19 protein-coding genes are annotated in these 19,396 nt (G+C 71.2%); 8 read left to right on the top strand and 11 right to left on the bottom strand.

The genetic code is table 11. From position 1 onward, the window contains the following. Nucleotides 1-66 precede the first annotated feature (66 nt). Both ACH54P_RS34185 and pdxH read right to left on the bottom strand, forming a co-directional pair. Nucleotides 67-1,332, bottom strand: a complete 1,266-nt coding sequence (locus tag ACH54P_RS34185; RefSeq protein ID WP_489916797.1) for an MFS transporter — start codon at nucleotides 1,330-1,332, stop codon at nucleotides 67-69. A 152-nt stretch (nucleotides 1,333-1,484) separates the two neighbouring features. Next, nucleotides 1,485-2,162, bottom strand: coding sequence for a pyridoxamine 5'-phosphate oxidase (gene pdxH, locus ACH54P_RS34180; protein ID WP_489907420.1), 678 nt, complete (start codon nucleotides 2,160-2,162; stop codon nucleotides 1,485-1,487). A 218-nt stretch (nucleotides 2,163-2,380) separates the two neighbouring features. Between pdxH and ACH54P_RS34175 the strand changes: the two genes are divergently transcribed. Then, on the top strand, nucleotides 2,381-4,054 hold the full coding sequence (locus ACH54P_RS34175) for a purine-cytosine permease family protein (protein ID WP_489907419.1): 1,674 nt from the start codon (nucleotides 2,381-2,383) through the stop codon (nucleotides 4,052-4,054). A 46-nt stretch (nucleotides 4,055-4,100) separates the two neighbouring features. Here ACH54P_RS34175 and ACH54P_RS34170 read toward each other — a convergent pair whose 3' ends face one another. Then, on the bottom strand, nucleotides 4,101-4,811 hold the full coding sequence (locus ACH54P_RS34170) for a TetR/AcrR family transcriptional regulator (RefSeq protein WP_489907418.1): 711 nt from the start codon (nucleotides 4,809-4,811) through the stop codon (nucleotides 4,101-4,103). 89 nt (nucleotides 4,812-4,900) lie between these two features. On the opposite strand from ACH54P_RS34170, the gene ACH54P_RS34165 reads away from it, so the two are divergent. After that, complete coding sequence (locus ACH54P_RS34165; protein ID WP_489907417.1) at nucleotides 4,901-6,001, top strand: lipase family protein; 1,101 nt, start codon at nucleotides 4,901-4,903, stop codon at nucleotides 5,999-6,001. A 102-nt stretch (nucleotides 6,002-6,103) separates the two neighbouring features. Here the strand turns inward: ACH54P_RS34165 and ACH54P_RS34160 are convergent, their stop codons facing one another. From ACH54P_RS34160 to ACH54P_RS34135, 6 genes are read right to left on the bottom strand one after another with little or no spacing between them, the layout of a single operon-like run. Beyond that, on the bottom strand, nucleotides 6,104-6,823 hold the full coding sequence (locus ACH54P_RS34160) for an urease accessory protein UreD (RefSeq protein ID WP_489907416.1): 720 nt from the start codon (nucleotides 6,821-6,823) through the stop codon (nucleotides 6,104-6,106). After that, nucleotides 6,820-7,515, bottom strand: coding sequence for an urease accessory protein UreG (gene ureG / locus ACH54P_RS34155; protein ID WP_489907415.1), 696 nt, complete (start codon nucleotides 7,513-7,515; stop codon nucleotides 6,820-6,822). The genes ACH54P_RS34160 and ureG overlap by 4 nt, the downstream gene beginning before the upstream one ends. Nucleotides 7,516-7,519: 4 nt before the next feature. Next, nucleotides 7,520-8,200, bottom strand: coding sequence for an urease accessory protein UreF (locus tag ACH54P_RS34150; RefSeq protein WP_489907414.1), 681 nt, complete (start codon nucleotides 8,198-8,200; stop codon nucleotides 7,520-7,522). Beyond that, nucleotides 8,200-9,915, bottom strand: a complete 1,716-nt coding sequence (locus tag ACH54P_RS34145) for an urease subunit alpha (protein ID WP_489907413.1) — start codon at nucleotides 9,913-9,915, stop codon at nucleotides 8,200-8,202. The genes ACH54P_RS34150 and ACH54P_RS34145 overlap by 1 nt, the downstream gene beginning before the upstream one ends. Before the next feature lies 1 nt (nucleotide 9,916). Next, entirely contained in the window at nucleotides 9,917-10,222 is a 306-nt protein-coding gene (locus ACH54P_RS34140) for an urease subunit beta (RefSeq protein WP_489907412.1), read from the bottom strand. Between the two features lie 10 nt (nucleotides 10,223-10,232). After that, complete coding sequence (locus ACH54P_RS34135) at nucleotides 10,233-10,535, bottom strand: urease subunit gamma (protein ID WP_308673798.1); 303 nt, start codon at nucleotides 10,533-10,535, stop codon at nucleotides 10,233-10,235. A gap of 289 nt (nucleotides 10,536-10,824) precedes the next feature. Here ACH54P_RS34135 and ACH54P_RS34130 point away from each other — a divergent pair, with 289 nt between their 5' ends. Beyond that, nucleotides 10,825-11,973, top strand: coding sequence for a citrate synthase 2 (locus tag ACH54P_RS34130; protein ID WP_086856317.1), 1,149 nt, complete (start codon nucleotides 10,825-10,827; stop codon nucleotides 11,971-11,973). Between the two features lie 6 nt (nucleotides 11,974-11,979). Here the strand turns inward: ACH54P_RS34130 and ACH54P_RS34125 are convergent, their stop codons facing one another. Together ACH54P_RS34125 and ACH54P_RS34120 are read right to left on the bottom strand one after the other, a co-directional pair. After that, nucleotides 11,980-12,579 (bottom strand): TetR/AcrR family transcriptional regulator, encoded by a 600-nt coding sequence (locus ACH54P_RS34125; RefSeq protein ID WP_489916795.1) that lies wholly within the window; start codon nucleotides 12,577-12,579, stop codon nucleotides 11,980-11,982. Between the two features lie 14 nt (nucleotides 12,580-12,593). Then, nucleotides 12,594-14,288, bottom strand: a complete 1,695-nt coding sequence (locus ACH54P_RS34120; RefSeq protein WP_489916793.1) for an SDR family oxidoreductase — start codon at nucleotides 14,286-14,288, stop codon at nucleotides 12,594-12,596. Nucleotides 14,289-14,518: 230 nt separating this feature from the next. On the opposite strand from ACH54P_RS34120, the gene ACH54P_RS34115 reads away from it, so the two are divergent. Genes ACH54P_RS34115 through ACH54P_RS34095 form a run of 5 tightly spaced genes read left to right on the top strand, consistent with a single transcriptional unit; the run spans nucleotide 14,519 to nucleotide 19,384 of the window. Next, nucleotides 14,519-15,358 (top strand): ABC transporter ATP-binding protein, encoded by an 840-nt coding sequence (locus ACH54P_RS34115; protein ID WP_489907411.1) that lies wholly within the window; start codon nucleotides 14,519-14,521, stop codon nucleotides 15,356-15,358. Then, nucleotides 15,355-16,227 carry an ABC transporter permease gene (locus tag ACH54P_RS34110; protein WP_489907410.1) on the top strand — a complete coding sequence of 291 codons (873 nt, stop codon included), beginning with the start codon at nucleotides 15,355-15,357 and terminating at the stop codon, nucleotides 16,225-16,227. The genes ACH54P_RS34115 and ACH54P_RS34110 overlap by 4 nt, the downstream gene beginning before the upstream one ends. Then, nucleotides 16,224-17,381, top strand: a complete 1,158-nt coding sequence (locus ACH54P_RS34105; RefSeq protein ID WP_489916791.1) for a sensor histidine kinase — start codon at nucleotides 16,224-16,226, stop codon at nucleotides 17,379-17,381. The genes ACH54P_RS34110 and ACH54P_RS34105 overlap by 4 nt, the downstream gene beginning before the upstream one ends. Then, nucleotides 17,378-17,998, top strand: a complete 621-nt coding sequence (locus ACH54P_RS34100; protein ID WP_489907409.1) for a response regulator — start codon at nucleotides 17,378-17,380, stop codon at nucleotides 17,996-17,998. Before ACH54P_RS34105 ends, ACH54P_RS34100 begins: the two co-directional genes overlap by 4 nt. A 45-nt stretch (nucleotides 17,999-18,043) precedes the next feature. Beyond that, nucleotides 18,044-19,384 carry a serine hydrolase domain-containing protein gene (locus ACH54P_RS34095; RefSeq protein ID WP_489907408.1) on the top strand — a complete coding sequence of 447 codons (1,341 nt, stop codon included), beginning with the start codon at nucleotides 18,044-18,046 and terminating at the stop codon, nucleotides 19,382-19,384. The last annotated feature ends 12 nt before the right edge of the window (nucleotides 19,385-19,396 follow it).

Below are 19,396 nucleotides of genomic sequence, written 5' to 3'. Positions count from 1 at the left end.
AGCCCGCCCCGCCCCGCCACCGCCCCTCAAGGGAGGAGCTTCGCTCCACTGGTTCGATTCGGCGTCCTAAGCCGTGGGTGCCCGGTACCGCCAGAACGCGGGAAGCACGAACATCGAGGCGCAGACCAGCACGATCACGAGCAGGCCGCCGGTGGTCGCGGCGGCCGTCGTGCCGAAGGCGGCGGCGCCCCAGCCGTGGGTGAGGTCGGCGATCCGCGGGCCGCCGGCGACCACGACCGTGAACACGCCCTGGAGCCGGCCGCGCATCTCGTCGGTGGTCGCGACCTGCAGGATCGCCATCCGGTAGACCGCGCTGACCATGTCCGCGGCGCCGGCCAGCGCCATGAAGACGACGGCGAGCCACAGCGAGTGCGCGAGCCCGAACGCGGCCACCGCCGCGCCCCAGGCGCAGATCGACACGACCACCGCGACGCCCTGGCGGTGGATGCGCGTCAGCCAGCCGGAGAAGAGCCCGATCAGCATCGCGCCCGCGGGCAGCGCGGCGTAGAGCCAGCCGAGCGCGGGGCCGCCGCCGGGCGGGTCGCCGAAGGTGCGTTCGGCCATCTCGGGGATCAGCGCGCGCGGCATGCCGAAGACCATCGCGATGATGTCGGCGACGAACGAGGCCAGCAGGATCTTCTGGCCGGCGAGGTACTTGAAGCCGTCGACGACGTCGCCGAGTCCCGCGCGGCGCGACGGGCCGTTGAGCGGCGGGATCGACGGCAGCCGCCAGACCGCGAAGAGCGTGATGGTGAGGGCGATGACGTCGATCAGGTAGAGCGTCGAGAGGCCGAGGACCGGGATCAGCGCGCCGGCCATCAGCGGGCCGAAGACCGCTCCGAAGGTCGACATGGTGGTGTTCAGCGCGTTCGCGGACGGCAGCAGTTCGGCAGGCACGAGCCGGGCGACGACGGCGCCTCGAGTGGGCATGTTGATCGCGAAGAACGCCTGGTTGACGGCCAGCAGGCCGAGGACCAGCCACACCGAGCCGAAGTTCAGGAACGCCTGCAGCCAGAGCAGCGCGGAGGTGATCGCGACGCCGACGTTGGTGACGAAGAGCAGCTTCCGCCGATCGACAGCATCGGCGACGGCGCCGCCCCAGAGACCGAAGATCAGCAGCGGCACGAGCGCGACGAGCCCGGTGAGGCCGACGTAGGCGGAGGACCCGGTGAGGTCGAAGACCTGCTTGGGCACGGCGACGGCGGTCAGCTGGGTCCCGACGGCGGTGACCACAGTGGACAGCCAGAGCCGCCGAAAAGCCACGATCTTCAGCGGCCGGGTATCGACAACGATGCGCCCGAGGAACTTCCGAACGCCCGAGCGGGGCGGCACGGTCCCCGGTTCACCAGTCACGACACATCAGCTTAGCGGGGCTAACTATCTCCGCGCAGGTGATTTACCTCGCCCTGGTGGCGGCGGCAGCGCGCCCGATGTGGCCTTCGGCGCGCTCGCCGCACCGAAGGCCACGTCAGGCCGCTAAAACCTCAAGGCGCCACGCGCTCGATGTTCCACCCGTCGTCGTTCCGCACATACCGCAGCCGGTCGTGCATCCGGTCCTCGCGGCCCTGCCAGAACTCGACCAGATCCGGCCGGATCCGCCAGCCACCCCAGTGCGGCGGCGCCGGGATCTGCTCGACGTCCGCGAAGCGCCGTTCGATGCCGTGCAGTGCGTTGTCCAACGCCCGCCGACCGTCGACCACCCGGGACTGCGGCGACGCCCACGCCCCGAGCTGCGAACCGCGGGGTCGCTGGGCCCAGTACTCCGCCGTCTCCTTGACTCCGACCTTCTCGACCTCGCCGCGGACGTGGACCTGGCGGTGCAACGCGTACCAGGGGAACGTCACCGACGCGTACCGCGTCGCAGTCAGGTCGTGGCTCTTCGCCGACGTGTAGTTCGTGTAGAACACGACGCCGCGGTTGTCGAGGCCCTTGCACAGCACCGTGCGGGACGATGGCCGGCCTTCGGCGTCCGCCGTCGCGAGCACCATTGCGTTCGGTTCGGCGATTCCGGCGGCGACGGCCTGGTTCAGCCAGCCCTGTAGCTGGTCGGTCCAGGTGGCCGCCAGCGCGGATTCGTCGAACGCCGCGCCGTCGTAGGCGACGCGCATTCCCGGCAGGCGCACTACGGCGTCTTCCACCTGGTCCTCGATCTCCGGCATCATCGCCAAACCTCCACGCCCGGTCGGGGCATCAGTCGACTTCGGCTCTAGGCACGTTAGGGCCTTCCGAGCTGCGGCGGAACCCACTGAACGGTGACACCCGCCACCTCGACGCGTTACGGCTGGACAACAAGCCGTAACCCCCGCGTTACCTGCCGGACCAGGATCGATACAGGACGCACCTACCTTCGGCCCGTTCCCCACCACCCCCGGAGGCAGGCATGACCGACACCCTTGCCGGCGCCGAAGAAAGCGCCCCGCCGAAACGCCGGTACGCCCCGCTCGCGGCGAACGAAAACCGCGAGGACTATTCACTGCGCTTCGCCGCCCATTCGTTCCGGAAATGGTCACCGTTCGTGGTCGCGACGACGGCGCTGGGCGGCATCGCCTACCTCGCCGACTTCGCCATCGGGGCCAGCATCGTCCTTTCCTACGGCTTCACCTCCGGCGTGCTGGCGATCCTCGCCGCGGCCGTCGTCATCTTCACGACCGGCGTGCCGATCGCGGCCGCCTGCGCGAAGTCCGGAGTGGACATGGACCTGCTGACCCGCGGAGCCGGCTTCGGCTACTTCGGGTCGACGCTGACGTCGCTCGTCTACGCGAGCTTCACCGTCATCTTCTTCTCGCTCGAAGGCTCGATCATGGGCCAGGCGTTCGAGCTGGCCCTCGGCATCCCGCTGCCGATCGGCTACCTCCTCGCCACGCTGATCGTGCTGCCGTTCGCGCTCTACGGCATGGGCGCGGTCGCGAAGATGCAGACCTGGACGCAGCCGATCTGGATCGCCGGCCTGGTGCTGCCGTTCGTCGTCGTGCTGGTCCGCGAGCCGGGCAAGTTCGCCGAGTTCACGCACTTCGGGGGCACCGAAGGGGCCGGCGCCGGGTTCTCCGCGATCGGCTTCGGCTTCGGCATGGGTGTCGCGCTGTCGCTGATCGGGCAGATCGGCGAACAGGCCGACTACCTGCGGTTCATGCCCGAAAAGACGGCGGAGAACAAGCGGTCGTGGTGGGCCGCGGTGCTCGCCGCCGGACCCGGCTGGGTGATCCTCGGAGCCGCGAAGCAGATCGGCGGCGCGCTGCTGGCGTTCCTCGCGCTCGGCGTCGTCGGGAAGACGCACGCGCTGGAGCCGATCGCGCCGTACCTCGAAGCGGTGAAACCGGCCCTCGGGCCGCTGGCGCTGACGTTCGCCGCGCTGTTCGTCGTCGTGTCGCAGATCAAGATCAACACGACGAACGCGTACTCCGGCTCGCTGTCGTTCGCGAACTTCTTCTCCCGCGTGCTGCACAAGCACCCCGGCCGGGTCTGGTACGTGCTGGTCAACTGCGGGATCGCGCTCGCGCTGATGGAGTTCGGCGCGTTCGGCTTCCTGAACAAGATCCTCGGCTTCTACTCGAACGTCGCGATCGCGTGGATCGGCGCCGTGTGCGCCGACCTGGTGATCGCCAAGCCGCTCGGGCTCTCGCCGCGCTACATCGAGTTCAAGCGGGCCTACCTGCACAAGATCAACCCGGTCGGGTTCGGCTCGATGGTGGTCGCGTCGGCGGTCTCGATCGTGGCGTACTTCGGCGCGTTCGGGCCGTTCCTGGCCGCGTTCAGCCCGTTGCTCGCGCTGGTCATCGCGATCGTGCTGGTGCCGACGCTCGCCGTCGTGACGCGGGGGAAGTACTACCTGGCCCGGCCGAACACGGTCGCCGGCCCGGACGTCGACGTCGATCTCCGCGCGACGCACCCGTGCTCGGTCTGCGGCGACCCGTACGAGCTGCCGGACGTCGCGGACTGCGCGAAGCAGGACGGCCCGATCTGTTCGTTGTGCTGCACGCTCGACAACACGTGCCACGACGTGTGCCAGACGACCGGCCCGGTTTCGCTGGGCCTGCCGGCGGTCCGGACCCCGTAACGTCCATGAAGGCCCTTTCCCGGCGTCCGCCGCCGGGAAAGGGCCTTCACGTTCGCCGGGTTCCCCCCTGCTCCCCCTCCCGGCTCGACTGTTTCACGTCCGCGGGCGCGCCGGGGTTGCCCGGGGCTTCCAAGATTTTTTCCGGCCGCATGATGGCCGCCAGCATCAGCGCCCGCAGCTCCCCGCCGACGTCTTCGACCGGCAGCGGCGGCTCGTGCGCCTGCCACTCGCGCAGCAGCCCGGTGGCCGCGCCGACCAGCGCGATCGCCGTCAGCCGGTAGTCGCGGTCGGGCGCGACGCCGTGTTCGGCGGCGCGCCGCGCCTCGGTCTCGATGAAGGTCGCCCAGCGGTCGACCCACACCTGGTGCTGCTCCTCCAGCTCCGCGCTGACGCCGACCGCTTCGACGTAGTTGAGCCGCGGCAGCCGGGGGTCCACGGTGACCGTCTCGATGAAGACGTCGAGCAGGGTGGCGATGCGGGTCATGGCGTCGGCGTCGGCGACCTCGTCGAGCGCGGCCGTGACGTGCTCGAGCGCGAGGCTGTTGATCCGGTCGTGGAGGGTGCGGAGGACGTCCTCCTTGCCGGTGAACTCCTCGTAGAAGTTCCTCGTCGACACCCCCGCGCGGGTGCAGACCTCGGTGATCTTGGTGTGCCGGAAACCGGTGGAGGCGAAGAGCTCGAGAGCGGCCGTGAGCAGCCGCTCGCGACGGTCGGCACGGCGTTGCTCGGGCGCGACGCCGCCGTACGTGCGAGCCACCGGTCGTCTCCTCCTTCTGAGGGATTGCCAGATCCTACCCGGCTGGCTAATTTGTGAAAACTTCGATTACCAAACGGCCGGAGGCAACGATGCTTCGTCGGTTACTGGTCGCCGTCACCCTCCTCTTCGTCGTGGCCGCGCCCGCGGCCCACGCGGATCCGGGGGTGCTGCTCTCGCAGCGGCCCACCACCGTGTTCGTGGGTCCGTTCCCGGCGCCGGTCCAGGCGTGGCACCTCGTGTACCGCTCGACGTCGGCGACCGGCGAGCCGGACGCGGTCTCCGGGACGCTGCTGGTGCCGCCGACGCCGTGGCTGCGCGGCGGTCCGCGGCCGCTGATCACGTACGCGGTGGGCACGCACGGGCTCGGCGACCAGTGCGCGCCGTCGAACCTCCTCGCGCACGGCATCGAGAACGAAAGCGCGTTGCTGGCCCAGGCGTTGTCGCAGGGGTGGGCGGTCGTCGTCACCGACTACGAAGGCCTCGGCACGCCGGGGACGCACACGTACGCGGTCGGGCAGTCCGAGGGCCGGGCGGTGCTCGACGCGGCGCGGGCGGCGTTCGAGGTGCCCGGCGCCGGCTTGTCCCCTTCCGGCCCGGTCGGCGTGTTCGGCTACTCGCAGGGCGGCCAGGCCGCGGCGTGGGCGGCCGAGCTGCAAGGCACGTACGCGCCTTCGCTGAACGTGACCGGCGTGGCGGCGGGCGGGGTACCGGCGGACCTGAACGCGGTGTTCGCGGCCAACGACGGCGGCGCGGCGTTCGGCCTGGTCCTCGGCGCGGCGACCGGTTTCGCGGCGGCGTACGACGACGTGCCGTTCGCCTCGATCCTGAACGACCGCGGCCGCGACGCGGTGGCCCGTGTGTCGAAGGCGTGCACGATCGAACTGGGCGCGGCGGCGCCGTTCGCGCACCTGCAGGACTTCGTGACGGTGCCGGACCCGATCCACGAGCCGCACTGGCAGGCCCGGCTGGCCGAGAACTACCTGGGGACGGCGAAGCCGAAGCCGCCGGTCTACCTGTACCACGGGACTTTGGACGAGCTGATCCCCTTCAGCGTCGGCGCGGCGTTGCGGGACCGGTGGCGCGCCCAGGGCGCGGCGGTGACGTGGCAGGAATTCCCGCTGCTGGAACACATCGCCGGAGTCTCGATCGGCGGCCCGGCGGCGATGACCTGGCTGGGCACGAAGTTCTGAAGGTTCCGCTCGCCGGAGAAGGCGCAGGGGGCTTTCTCCGGCGAGCGGCGCGATCCACCGAAACCGTCGGTGCTCCCGGGTAGCGTGGAAAACGGGGGCTGCTCAGAACGCCGCGGCTCCTGACTCGGCCAGGCCCTTCATCGCCGTCACGGCGTCCGGGGCCAGCGAAGTCACCAGCGAGCCGCCGGCGGCGAGCGGGCTGCGGGACCACCACTCACCCGAGGCCGCCGGGAGTTCCCGCCCACCGACCTCCAAATCCGTGGCGAGCACCCGGCGGCCCGCGAGCACCGCCAAGCTCCCGTCCAACCCCGCATCCCCGACCGAAAGCGTCTGCCGCAGCACCGGCACCGCACCCCGGGTGACCGACAACGAAGTCGTCATCGAGCCCGGCCTCTCCCCGGCCCGGCCCAGCACCAGCACCTCCCGCGTGTGCAGATACGCATCGGAAGCCAGCGAAGCCCGGAAAACCGCCGTGTGCCGGGCCCGCGCCGTGATCACCGTCGGCTCGGGCAGGTACTCCAGCGACCCACCCGCTTCCACGAGAACATCCACAGTGGACAAGGACGACTCGCCGTGCAGGCCGGGCAGAGCCAGAGTTGCCGCCACCCCGGACAACCGAAGGGAAGCACCCGGCCCCACCCGAACCGTGAGCAGCAGGTCATCCCCACCCAACGGCGAGGTCGCCGAGTTGACCAGGTGCACCACCGCCGTCGGGCCGGACCACCGGCGGGGGAACAACGTCAGCGGCGCCATCGACCGCAGCTCCCGCAACACCGTGCGCGAACCGTCGAAGCACGCGGTCAACCGGGCGTGGGCTTTCACAGCAGGGAACGCACCCAGTCCGCGACCGCCGGCGCATCCGGGGTGTCCACAAGAGACTGCGTGATCACCGGCAGCGGACCGCGCATCCGGTGCGCGTCCGACGTCATCACGTCCATGTCCGCGCCGACCAGGTGCGCGATGTCGGTCTTGTTGATCACCAGCAGGTCCGCCGTCGTGACGCCGGGGCCGCCCTTGCGCGGCACCTTGTCGCCGCCCGCGACGTCCACCACGAACACCTGGCTGTCGGCCAGGCCGCGGCTGAACACCGCCGTCAGGTTGTCCCCGCCGCTCTCGATGATCACCAGGTCCAGGCCGGGGAACTTCTCCTCCAGCCGCTCGACGGCGTCCAGGTTCGCGGTGATGTCGTCGCGGATCGCGGTGTGCGGGCACGCGCCCGTCTGCACCGCCTCGATCCGCTCGGGGTCGAGGACGCCCGCGCGGCGCAGGAAGTCCGCGTCCTCGGTCGTGTAGATGTCGTTCGTCACGACGGCGAGGTTGACCTCGTCGCCGAGCGCCCGGCACAGCGCCGCCGTCAGCGCGGTCTTGCCCGAGCCGACTGGGCCGCCGATGCCGATCCGGTACGCGCGCCCGGCGGTCGGCGCCGCTTCGTAGTGGTCCGGTTCGGCGGCCGTCGGGTCGAAGCTGACCTCGTGGAAGTGTCCATGACCGTGGCCGTGCTGTTCGATGTCCATGCCTTCAGCTGGCAAAGAGACGCACCTCTTCCTGGTGGTGCCGGGCGTGGGCCTCGGCGAACAGATCCAACGCGGGCGACCCCGGCGACGGCAACGACGCCGGGTCGTCCCCCGCCACGGCCGCCGCGTCCGAGCAAACCGAACGCAGATCGAGCCGCGCGACAACAGCGTTGACGGCGAAGGGATCCAGCCCCAGCAGCCGCACGACCGCACTCGCCGGGCCGCTCACCGACAGATAGGCGACCGCCATCGCCGCGTCGAACGGCGAACCACCGGCAACACCCACCAATGCGCCAAGCACGACGGGGTGGTAGGGACGCGGAGTCTCGTCCAGCAAGGAAGAAAGGACCGGCGACGGCCACGCGATCCGGCCGGCCCGCGCGGTCCCCCGTCCCTGTGCCCGTGACGCTTCCCGCTGCGCGAGCGACGGAGTACGGGCGTCCAGCTCGGCGTCCAACAGGGACCAGTGTCCAGGAGAAACAGAGCGCGCGGCGGCATGTGCCGAAGCAGCGGCGAAAACCGCGGCCAGGAAGCCCGCCGTCCGCAACCGTCCGGAAAGGAATCCCGGGAGGTCCCGCACGGACGTCACCAGGCGACGGGAAACGACTTCCTCCAACCCGCCACTGTGGACGTGCCCGCCGCCGGGGAAGCGGGAGTCCGCGAGGATCAGCGCCGAGAGGTCCATCAGAAGAGGAAGTACCGTTGCGCCATCGGCAGTTCCGTCACCGGTTGCGGTTCGACCAGCTCGCCGTCGACGTGCACCGCGAAGCTGTCCGGCTCGACGCGGACGTCCGGCGTGGCGTCGTTGAGCACCATGTCCGCCTTGGTCCGCGCGCGCATGTTCGACACGGCCACCAGCGGACGCGTGATGCCGAACGTCTCGCGCAGCCCGCTGTCCAAAGCGGACGGTGCGACGAAGTGCAGGCTCAGCGCGGCTCCGATCGACGCGCCGAACATGGGCCGGGCCATGACCGGCTGCGGCGTCGGGATGGACGCGTTCGCGTCGCCCATCGCCGCCCACGCCGGAAAGCCGCCCTTGAGTACCACGTGCGGGCGGACGCCGAAGAACTTCGGCTCCCACAGCACCAGGTCGGCGAGCTTGCCGACCTCGACCGAGCCGATCTCGGTCTCCATGCCGTGCGCGATGGCCGGGTTGATCGTGTATTTGGCGACATAGCGACGCGCGCGCAGGTTGTCGGCCGCGCCGTCGCCGGGGAGGGCGCCGCGACGGCGTTTCATCACGTGCGCGGTCTGCCAGGTCCGGATGATCACCTCGCCGATCCGGCCCATCGCCTGCGAGTCCGAGCTCATCATCGAGATGGCGCCCATGTCGTGCAGCACGTCTTCGGCGGCGATCGTCGTCGGCCGGATCCGGCTTTCGGCGAAGGCGAGGTCCTCGGGCACCGACGGGTTCAGGTGGTGGCAGACGACCAGCATGTCGAGGTGCTCGTCGAGGGTGTTGGCCGTGTGCGGCCGGGTCGGGTTGGTCGACGACGGCAGCACGTTCGGCAGCGAGACGACCTGGATGATGTCCGGCGCGTGCCCGCCGCCCGCGCCTTCGGTGTGGTACGCGTTGATCGAGCGGCCGCCGATGGCGTCCACAGTGGACTCCAGGAAGCCGGCCTCGTTCAGGGTGTCCGTGTGGATGGCCACCTGGACGCCGGCTTCGTCGGCCACCGTCAGGCACGCGTCGATCGCCGCCGGCGTCGTACCCCAGTCTTCGTGGAGCTTGAAGCCGCCCGCGCCGGCCGCCAGCTGCTCACGCAGGGCCTCGTGCCGGACGGTGTTCCCCTTGCCCAGCAACAGGACGTTGACCGGGTAACCGTCCATGGCGGACAGCATCCGGCCGAGGTTCCACGCGCCGGGCGTCACCGTGGTCGCCTTGGTCCCTTCGGACGGACCGGTCCCGCCACCGACCAAAGTGGTCAGTCCCGAGGCCAGCGCCGTGTCGACGAGCTGCGGGCAGATGAAGTGGACGTGGCAGTCGATGCCACCGGCGGTGAGGATCTTGCCGTTGCCGGCCAGCACCTCGGTGGACGGCCCGATGACCAGCGCGGGGTCGACGCCGTCCATCGTGTCCGGGTTGCCCGCCTTGCCGATCCCGACGATCCGGCCGTCGCGCACGCCGACGTCGGCCTTGACCACGCCCCAGTGGTCGAGGATCACGGCGCCGGTGATGATCAGGTCCGGCGCGCCCTCGGCGCGCGTCGCCATCCCCTGGCCCATGGACTCGCGGATGACCTTGCCGCCGCCGAAGAGCACCTCGTCGCCGGAGCCGCCGGGGCCCATCGACCGGTCTTCGGTGACCTCGATCAGCAGGTCGGTGTCGGCGAGCCGGATGCGGTCGCCGGCGGTCGGGCCGAACAGCTCGGCGTAGCGCTCGCGGTCGATCTGCGCCATCTCAGAACTCCCCGGCGAATTCGGACCGCAGCCCCGGCACGCGACGAGCCCCGGCGAGCGGAACAAGATCGACTTCCCGTTCGACGCCCGGTTCGAACCGCACCGACGTCCCGGCCGGGACGTCGAGCCGGTGGCCGCGGGCGGCGTCCCGGTCGAACTCCAGGCCAGGGTTGACCGCGGCGAAGTGGTAGTGCGAGCCGACCTGCACCGGCCGGTCGCCGAGGTTCCGCACGAGCAGCCGGACGCGCGGGCGGCCGGGGTTCAGCTCGACCGGCCCGTCGCCGGGGATGATCTCGCCAGGGCGCATCCAAGACCTCTCAGACGATCGGGTCGTGCACGGTGACGAGCTTCGTGCCGTCCGGGAAAGTGGCCTCGACCTGCACGGAGTCGACCATCTCCGGCACGCCGTCGAGCACCTGCGCCCGGGAGAGCACGGAGCGCCCGCTGGAGACCAGCTCGCTGACCGTGCGCCCGTCGCGGGCCCCTTCGAGGACGTGGTCGGTGATCAGCGCGACCGCTTCCGGGTAGTTGAGCCGGACGCCTCGGTCCAGCCGCTTCCGCGCGACGTCGGCCGCCACGTGGATGAGCAGCTTGTCGCGCTCCTGCGGGCTGAGGTGCATCAGCTAGGTCTATCACCCGCGCGGCGGCAGCGCCCGGTTCGGAAACACAGGATTTACCTGGGCTTCGTCACAGTCCGTGGCGAAAAATTCTCCTGCCGGACAGCTTCGGTGACTGAATCGTTCTCGTAATCGTGACCGAAACCACCGCATCTTTCGATTGCCAGTCGCCGGTCAAGAGAGCAAGGTCTATCCATCCGTGCGATGTGGCGCGCGTTGTGTGCGCTCTTCCAACCGCGCGACCAGCACCAACCAGCCGGGGAAAAGGCGCACCGAAAGGTTTCGCGAAACAGTGACTACCTCCACGATCAGCAAGCCACAGCCGTCCGGCCAACCCGACGACGGCTTCCGACCGGGTCTGGAGGGCGTCGTCGCCTTCCACACCGAAATCGCCGAACCCGACCGGGACGGCGGTGCGCTGCGCTACCGCGGCGTCGACATCGAGGACCTCGCCGGCAAGGTGACCTTCGGTGACGTATGGGGCCTCCTCGTGGACGGCCGCTTCGGCCACGGCCTGCCGCCCGCCGAGCCGTTCCCGCTGCCGGTGCACACCGGCGACGTCCGGGTGGACGTCCAGGCCGCGCTGGCGATGCTCGCGCCGATCTGGGGCTACCGCCCGCTGCTCGACATCACCGACGAAGAAGCCCGTGAGCAGCTGGCCCGCGCTTCGGTGATGGCGCTGTCCTACGTCGCGCAGTCGGCTCGCGGCATCGGCCAGCCCGCCGTGCCGCAGACCCGCGTCGACGAGGCCCACTCGATCACCGAGCGGTTCCTGATCCGCTGGCGCGGCGAGCCGGACCCCGCGCACGTCAAGGCGCTGGACGCCTACTGGGTGTCGGCCGCCGAGCACGGCCTCAACGCGTCGACCTTCACCGCCCGCGTCATCGCCTCCACCGGGGCGGACGTCGCGGCGGCCATGTCGGGCGCGATCGGCGCCATGTCCGGCCCGCTGCACGGCGGCGCGCCGGCGCGCGTGCTGCCGATGATCGAAGAGGTCGAGCGGACCGGCGACCCCGCGGGCCTGGTCAAGGGCATCCTCGACCGCAAGGAACGCCTGATGGGCTTCGGCCACCGCGTCTACCGCGCCGAGGACCCGCGGGCGCGCGTGCTGCGCCGGACCTGCCAGGAGCTGGGCGCGACCCGCTACGAGGCGGCCGCCGCGCTGGAGCAGGCGGCGCTGAAGGAGCTGCGCGAGCGGCGCCCGGATCACCCGATCGAGACCAACGTCGAGTTCTGGGCCGCCGTGATCCTGGACTTCGCGCAGGTCCCGCCGCACATGATGCCCGCGATGTTCAGCTCGGCCCGCACCGCCGGCTGGGCCGCGCACATCCTGGAGCAGAAGCGGACCGGCCGCCTGGTGCGGCCGTCGGCCAAGTACGTCGGCCCGGCGCCGCGCACGCCCGAGGACGTCGAGGGCTGGGAACTGGTCACCAAGCACTGACGCTCGTCAACCGGCCGGTGCCTGCGCGGCGCCGGCCGGTTCGTGCTGTGCGGTGGCCCCGAGCATGGCCGTGAGCTGGTCGACGAGCCAGGTGTCCAGGGATTCGCGCGGGAGCGTGCGTTCCTGGAGCCAGCTCAGCAGGGCACCCTCGACAACCGCCGTCCAGCACCGCAGGGTCAGCGACAGCAGCGGCGAAGGATCTTCGACGCCGAGCGCGTCCAGGATCAGCGCCACCGCGCGGTTGCGGACCTCGTCGACCGCCGCGTCCGTCTCGGACGTCGCGATCACCGAACCGCCGCGCAGCAGCGCGATGTAGCCCGCGCGGTAGTGGTCGGCGACGTCGATCAGGCCGCGGACGGCCGCGCGCAGCCGCACCTCCGGCGGCCCTTCCTCGAGCCCCGCCAGGCCGTCGATGAGCCCGTCGGTGACCGTGCGCAGGGCCTCCACCTGCAGCTCGCGCAGGCTGGAGAAGTACCGGTAGAACAACGGCCGCGACACCTCGGCGCGCGCGACGATGTCGTCCACGGTCACCAGCTCGGGCGCCCGCGAACCGAACAGGTCCAGCGCCGCCCGGATCAGGTCCTCGCGGCGGGCCTGCGGCGTCATCCGCCGCGGTCGGCTCACGGCGTCAGGTCCAGCTTCGCGGCCTTGCGGAGCAGGCCGGGTGTCAGTCGCGAAAGGACCAGCGCGGCCTTCGCCTCCGGAGTGGACGGAGCGATCGCGATGTCCTTTTCCACGGCACGCAGGATGTCCCGCGCGACCCCCGCCGGGCCGAACCCGCGCCGGGCGTAGAGCTTCGAGCTCGACTGCTGACGCCGTCGTTGCTCCTCTTCGGACACCCCGACGAACCGGGTCGTGTTCGTGATGTTCGTCTTCACGATGCCGGGGCACACCGCCGTGACGCCGATGTGGTCCGCGGCCAGCTCGGCTCGCAGGCAGATGCTCAACGTCAGCACGGCGGACTTCGTCGTGGCGTAGGCGGAGAGGATCTTCGACGGCAGGTAGGCGGCCGCCGAAGCGAGGTTGACGATCTGGCCGCCTTCGCCGCGCTCGGCGAGCATCGGCGCGAACGCGCGGCAGCCGTGGATCACGCCCCAGAGGTTGACGTCGATGACGCGTTCCCAGTCCTCGACCGAGGTGTCGAGGAACGGGCCGGACATCCCGATGCCGGCGTTGTTGACCACGACGTCCGGGACGCCGTGCTCGGCGCGGACGCGCTCGGCGAAGCGGTGCACGGCGTCGCCGTCCGAGGAGTCCACTGTGTACTCGGCGAGGCCGTGTTCGCCCAGCAGTTTCAGGGTTTCCGCGGCCGAAGCCTGGTCGATGTCGGTGATGACGACGTCGGCGCCCCGCTCGGCGAAGGCGAGTGCGGTCGCGCGGCCGATCCCGCTGCCCGCCCCGGTGACGACGACGAGCTTGTGCGCGAAGGGTCCAGCGCCGACGCGGGCCTGACGCAGCGCGCGGCTTTCGGTACCGGTCTCGGCGTACTCGATCAGCTCGGCGGCCGCGGCGGCCACCACCTGCGGCCGGGCCCTGGTCACCCAGTGCGTCCCGACGATCCGGCGGATCCGCAGGTCGGGCACCCAGCGGGCGACTTCGGTCTGCAGCGGCGTCGTGACGTAGGCGTCGCCGGTCGGGGCCAGGACCTGCACCGGGACGTCGGCGGCGCGCGGCGCGGGTCGCGACAGCCGGGTGAACATGTTGGCGCGGTACAGCTCCAGCCCGTGCAGGCCGTCGGACTTCTCCGGCGGCGCGGCGTCCGGCTCCATGCGCTGGATCTGCTTGCCCAGCAGGCCGGTGCGCCACAGCAGGTCCGGGATGAGCGGCACCTGGAAGGCGAGGATGTACCAGGAGTGCAGGAACTGGCTCAGGGCGTTCTTGAGCCGTTTCGGCGTCGGACGGGTGAGCTGGGCGCGGAACCAGGCGCCGGCGTGGTCGAGGTTCGGGCCGGAGATCGACGTGTAGGAAGCGATCCGGCCGCGCAGGCCCTCGCCGGTGACGGCGTGCCACGCCTGGATGGAGCCCCAGTCGTGCGCGACCAGGTGCACCTTGCCGGCGGGCTGCACCTCGTCGACGACCGCGCGCAGGTCGTCGGCCAGCTGGTCCAGCCGGTAGGACGCGCGTCCCGACGGCTTGTCCGACTGTCCCGCCCCGCGGACGTCGTAGGTGACGACGCGGTGTTTCGCGCCCAGTTCGGCGGCCACCCCGCCCCACATCGAGCTGTTGTCGGGATAGCCGTGCACGAGCACGACCGTGGGCCCGTCGGCCCGGCCGTCGATGTGGACCGAGAGGCGGACACCGTCGCTGGCGGTCACCCACTTGTGAGACATTCTGTCATGTTAGACAACCTGTCAACAGCAGTGTTCACCCGCGCGGCGGTGCCGTGTTGCCGGAAGTTCAGGATCGGCGCGCGTTTTTGTTTGTGTGACAGCGTTTTCGTGGTTCCACGGGAAACAGCCGACGTCTCTGTCCACCGATCGGTGGACAGCCGGATTCAGCTGAGCGGTGCTCGGCTCCGCCGCTGCGGGCGGCCAGGCTGTAAGCCATGACCACAGCAGTCAGCGTGCGCGGCCTGCGCAAGCAGTACCCCGGCCACCTCGCGGTGGCCGGGCTGGACCTCGACATCGAGCAGGGCGAGGTGTTCTCCCTGCTCGGCCCGAACGGCGCCGGGAAGACCACGACCGTCGAGATCCTCGAAGGCCACCGGCAGCGGACGGCCGGCGAGGTCAGCGTGCTCGGCGAGGACCCCGGCAAGGCCGGGCGGGCCTGGCGGTCACGCCTCGGCATCGTCCTGCAGACGGCGAACGACGCCGCCGAGCTGAGCGTCGCCGAGACCGTCCGGCACTTCGCGAAGTACTACCCCGACCCGCGCGACCCCGACGAGGTGATCGAGAAGGTCGGGCTCGCCGAGAAGGCCGGGGCCCGGGTCAAGTCGCTCTCCGGCGGGCAGCGGCGCCGCGTCGACGTCGCGCTCGGCATCATCGGCCGGCCCGAGCTGCTCTTCCTCGACGAGCCGACCACCGGCTTCGACCCGGAGGCGCGGCGGCAGTTCTGGACGCTGATCAGCGACCTCGCCGCCGAAGGCACCACCATCCTGCTGACCACCCACTACCTCGACGAGGCCGAAGCGCTCGCCGACCGCGTCGCCGTGATCGCGCGCGGCGAGATCGTCGCGCAGGACACCCCGCGGAACCTCGGCGGGCGGGCCGCCGCCGAAGCCACCGTGCGCTGGGTCGACGAACGCGGCGAGCACGTCGAGCGGACCGCGTACCCGACCAAGCTCGTCACCGAGCTCTCTGCTGGGGGTAGGGAGCTCGGCGGGCTGACCGTGACCAGGCCGAGCCTGGAGGACATCTACCTGGACCTGATCGGAGACAAGGCATGACCGCCGCGACACCCGGGGCTTCGCCCCAGGCCGGGGGCTCCGCCACCCGGAACCCCCGAAACGCGGCTGTGGCCCTGCCCGGCCCGCTCGCGCTGGGGTTCGCCCGCGGCGGCGCGGAGCTGCGGCAGTTCTTCCGCCACAAGGAACAGGTGGTCTTCACCTTCTCCCTGCCTGCGGTGCTGATGATCCTGCTCGGGTCCATCCTGGACGGTCCGACGGCACTGCAGGGAGTCACCTCCGGGCAGCTGCTGGCGGCCGGGATGATCGGCTCCGGCATCGTTTCGACGTCGTTCAACAGCATCGCGACCGGCGTCTCGGCCGACCGGGAAAGCGGGGCGCTCAAACGCCTTCGCGGCACGCCGATGCCGTCGTCGTCCTACTTCGTCGGCAAGATGGTGCTGGTCGCGGTGTCGAGCCTCGCCCAGACCGTGCTGATGGTCGCGGTCAGCGTGCTGCTGTTCGGGCTGGAGCTGCCCTCGGACCCGGCGAAGTGGCTGACGCTGCTGTGGGTGTTCGCGCTCGGCATCGTGTCGTGCACGCTGCTCGGGATCGCGCTCAGCTCGCTCGCGAAGTCCGCCACCGGCGCGGTCGCCGTCGTGCAGATGCTCTACCTGGTGCTGCAGTTCATCTCGGGCGTGTTCGTCACGCCGATCACGAACCTGCCGAAGATTATGGTGGACATCGCGTCGTTCTTCCCGCTGAAGTGGATCTGCCAGGGTTTCCGGTCGGTGTTCCTGCCGGACGGCGCGGTGAGGATGGAGATGGCCGGGACATGGGAACTTCCGCGGGTGGCGCTGGTGCTGGGGATCTGGTGCGTGGTGGGCGCGGTGCTGGCGCGGCTGACCTTCCGGTGGACCGACGCGAAGTGAAGGACGCCTGGGACCGGTTCAACTGGCTCTGGGAGGTCCTCTTCGCCGTGGCGTACCTGGCCACGACGACGCTGGTGCTGCTGGACGAAACCGATCCGGTGCGCGCCGTCGTCGCGGTCGGGGCGCTCACCGCGCTCGCGCTGACCTACCTGCTGTGGGGACGGCGGGTGACGCGCGTCGACGGGCACGTGCGCAAGCGGTGGGTCCTGGCCCTGCTGGTCCTGGCGCTGGTCGCGGTCGCGATGTTCGCCAACACCACGGCCAGCTTCATCCTGTTCATGGTGTGCCCGCTGGTGTTCTCGACGCTCGAGTTCCGCCCGGCCGCGGTGGTCACCACGGTGGCGATCCTGCTGAGCCCCGCGTCGTCGATCGCCAACGACGGATTGCAGGGCCCGTCGCTGCACATCCTGCTGCCGATGACGGCGATCCTCGTCGTGTTCGGCGTGCTGTCGGGCAAGTTCATCCTGCACGTCGTCGAGGAGAGCCGGGAGCGGGCGGACCTGATCACGCGGCTCGAGGAGAGCCAGGCCGAGGTCGCCCGGCTCTCCCGGGAGGCGGGCACCGCGGCCGAGCGCGAACGGCTCGCGAGGGAGATCCACGACACCCTGGCGCAGGGTTTCACCAGCATCGTCACGCTCGCCCAGGCCATCGAGTCCGAATTGGACAACGACCCGGCCGCGGCGCGGCGGCACGTCGAACTGGCGGCCCGCACGGCGCGGGAGAACCTCGACGAGGCCCGCACGATGGTCGCGGCGCTGGCGCCGGCGGACCTCGCGGCCGGGTCCCTCGTCGACGCCGTCCGCCGCCAGGCCGACCGGCTCGCCGACGAGACGGGCGTCTCGCTGCGGTACGAAGTGGACGGTGCGCTGCCGCCGATCGGCATGGCGGCCGAGGTGGTCCTGCTGCGGGGAGCGCAGGAGGCGCTGAACAACGTCCGGCGGCACGCGGCGGCGTCGTCGGTGTCGGTGCGGTTGTCCACTGTGGATTCCTCGGTGCGGCTGTCCGTGCGGGACGACGGCACCGGCTTCGACCCGGACTCCGCCAGCGGCTTCGGGCTGCGCGGCATGCGGTCCCGTGCCGAGCAGGTGGGTGGCACACTGAGCGTCCGGAGTGGCCCCAGCGGCACCGAACTCACCCTGGAGGTGCCCGCGTGATCCGCATCATGCTCGTCGACGACCACCCCGTCGTCCGCGAAGGCCTCCGCGGCATGCTCGAAGCCGAACCCGACCTGACGGTCGTCGGCGAAGCGGGCTCCGGCGACGAAGCCGTCGCGCTCGACCGCGTCGCCCAGCCCGACGTCGTCCTGATGGACCTGCGGATGCCCGGGCTCGACGGCGTCGGCGCGACGAAGCGGATCCTGCGCGAGCAGCCCGGGCGGCGGATCGTCGTGCTCACGACGTACGAGACGGACGCCGACATCCTGCTCGCGGTGGAGGCCGGCGCGTCCGGCTACCTGCTGAAGGACGCGTCCCGCACGGAGCTGGCGAACGCGATCCGCGCGGCGGCGCGCGGGGAGACGGTGCTGGCGCCGTCGGTGGCCGGGAAGCTGGTCAACCGGGTCCGCAACCCGGAACCCCAGCCGCTGTCGGCGCGCGAGGTCGAGGTCCTGCGGCTGGTCGCGAAGGGCGGCACGAACGCCGACATCGGCCGGGCGCTGCACATCAGCGAGGCGACGGTGAAGACCCACCTGCTGCGGGTGTTCGGCAAGCTGGGCGTCTCGGACCGCACGGCCGCGGTCACGACGGCCATGTCCCGCAACCTCCTCGGCTGAGGCCCAGGACCTGCTCCGCTCGGCAGCGCGCGGCAGAATGCCTGCATGCTTGAGTCGACCCAACACGCCCTGCTTCGCCGGATCGCCCACGAGCAGGCCACCTGCCGGGCTCCGTCGCTGGTCGCCGCCGTCGTGCGGGACGGCGGGATCGTCTGGTCCGGCGGCCGCGGGCGGGTCGGTGGCGAGACACCCGGTACCGACACCCAGTACCGGCTGGGCTCCATCACCAAGACCCTCGTCGCCACCGCCGTCATGCGGCTGCGCGACGAAGGCCTGCTCGACCTCAACGATCCGCTCGAAAAGCACGTCCCGGGCACGCCCTTCGGCGCCGCCACCGTCGCCCAGCTGCTGTCGCACACCTCCGGCCTGACGTCCGAGTCGCCGGGCCTGTGGTGGGAGCGCACCCCCGGCGCCGACTGGGACGCGCTGGTCGGCAGCCTCGCCGAGGGCGCGACCAAGCACCGGCCGGGCGCGCGGTTCCACTACTCGAACGTCGGCTACGGCGTGCTCGGCGAGCTGGTCGCGCGCCACCGCGGCAAGGGCTGGCTCTCCGTGCTCGACGAGGAGATCCTCGGCCCGCTCGGGATGACCCGCACCACCCCGCACCCGGTCGGCGCGCACGCCGACGGCTTCGCCGTGCACCCCTTCGCCGACGTGCTGCTGCCCGAACCGAGCCCGGACGCCGGCGCGATGGCCCCGGCCGGGCAGCTGTGGTCCACGGCCGCCGACCTCGGCCGCTGGACGGCGTTCCTCGGCGGCCACGGCGGCGGGGTGCTCGCCCCGGAGACCATCGAGCAGATGCGGACCATGGTCACCGTCGACGACACCGACGTCTGGACGACCGGGTTCGGCCTCGGCCTGATGCTCGTGCGCACCGCGGGCCGCCGGCTGGCCGGGCACACCGGGTCGATGCCCGGGTTCCTCGCCGTCACGCTGGTCGACCCGGTCGCGCAGACCGGCGCGCTGGTGCTGACCAACTCGACGGCCGGTGTCGGCATCACCCAGCTCTGCGTCGACCTGATCACCATGACCGACGAGCTCGAGCCGCGCCTGCCCGCCGAATGGGAGCCGTCCGCCGTCGACCCCGCGCTGCTGGCCCTGACCGGGCTCTGGCACTGGGGCCCGACGCCGTACCACCTGCGCATCCAGGGCGACGGGCTGCTGCTGCTCGCGCCGGCCGAGGGCGCCGGGCGCAGCTCGCGCTTCCGCCCGACCGGGAAGGACACCTACGTCGGCCTCGACGGCTACTACGCCGGCGAGACGCTCGAAGTGGGCCGGAACGCCGACGGCGTCGCCACCCACCTCGACCTCGCGACGTTCATCTTCACCCGCACGCCGTACGACCCGGCCGCGCCGGTGCCGGGCGGCGTCGAGAGCTGGCGCTGATCCGCTGGGCCC

The sequence above is a fragment of the Amycolatopsis sp. N2S4-7 genome, assembly GCF_058119595.1.
Note: the sequence above shows the minus strand (reverse complement) of the source record. Positions and strands in the feature narration are given on the sequence as shown.

What these genes read in the sequence shown, in the direction of transcription:
- ureG (WP_489907415.1), bottom strand. Translation starts at nt 7,515, where the DNA reads ATGGACATCGAACAGCACGGCCACGGTCATGGACACTTCCACGAGGTC.
- ACH54P_RS34115 (WP_489907411.1), top strand. Translation starts at nt 14,519, where the DNA reads ATGACCACAGCAGTCAGCGTGCGCGGCCTGCGCAAGCAGTACCCCGGC.
- ACH54P_RS34095 (WP_489907408.1), top strand. Translation starts at nt 18,044, where the DNA reads ATGCTTGAGTCGACCCAACACGCCCTGCTTCGCCGGATCGCCCACGAG.
- ACH54P_RS34165 (WP_489907417.1), top strand. Translation starts at nt 4,901, where the DNA reads ATGCTTCGTCGGTTACTGGTCGCCGTCACCCTCCTCTTCGTCGTGGCC.
- pdxH (WP_489907420.1), bottom strand. Translation starts at nt 2,162, where the DNA reads ATGATGCCGGAGATCGAGGACCAGGTGGAAGACGCCGTAGTGCGCCTG.
- ACH54P_RS34135 (WP_308673798.1), bottom strand. Translation starts at nt 10,535, where the DNA reads ATGCACCTCAGCCCGCAGGAGCGCGACAAGCTGCTCATCCACGTGGCG.
- ACH54P_RS34145 (WP_489907413.1), bottom strand. Translation starts at nt 9,915, where the DNA reads ATGGCGCAGATCGACCGCGAGCGCTACGCCGAGCTGTTCGGCCCGACC.
- ACH54P_RS34140 (WP_489907412.1), bottom strand. Translation starts at nt 10,222, where the DNA reads ATGCGCCCTGGCGAGATCATCCCCGGCGACGGGCCGGTCGAGCTGAAC.
- ACH54P_RS34150 (WP_489907414.1), bottom strand. Translation starts at nt 8,200, where the DNA reads ATGGACCTCTCGGCGCTGATCCTCGCGGACTCCCGCTTCCCCGGCGGC.
- ACH54P_RS34110 (WP_489907410.1), top strand. Translation starts at nt 15,355, where the DNA reads ATGACCGCCGCGACACCCGGGGCTTCGCCCCAGGCCGGGGGCTCCGCC.
- ACH54P_RS34125 (WP_489916795.1), bottom strand. Translation starts at nt 12,579, where the DNA reads ATGACGCCGCAGGCCCGCCGCGAGGACCTGATCCGGGCGGCGCTGGAC.
- ACH54P_RS34175 (WP_489907419.1), top strand. Translation starts at nt 2,381, where the DNA reads ATGACCGACACCCTTGCCGGCGCCGAAGAAAGCGCCCCGCCGAAACGC.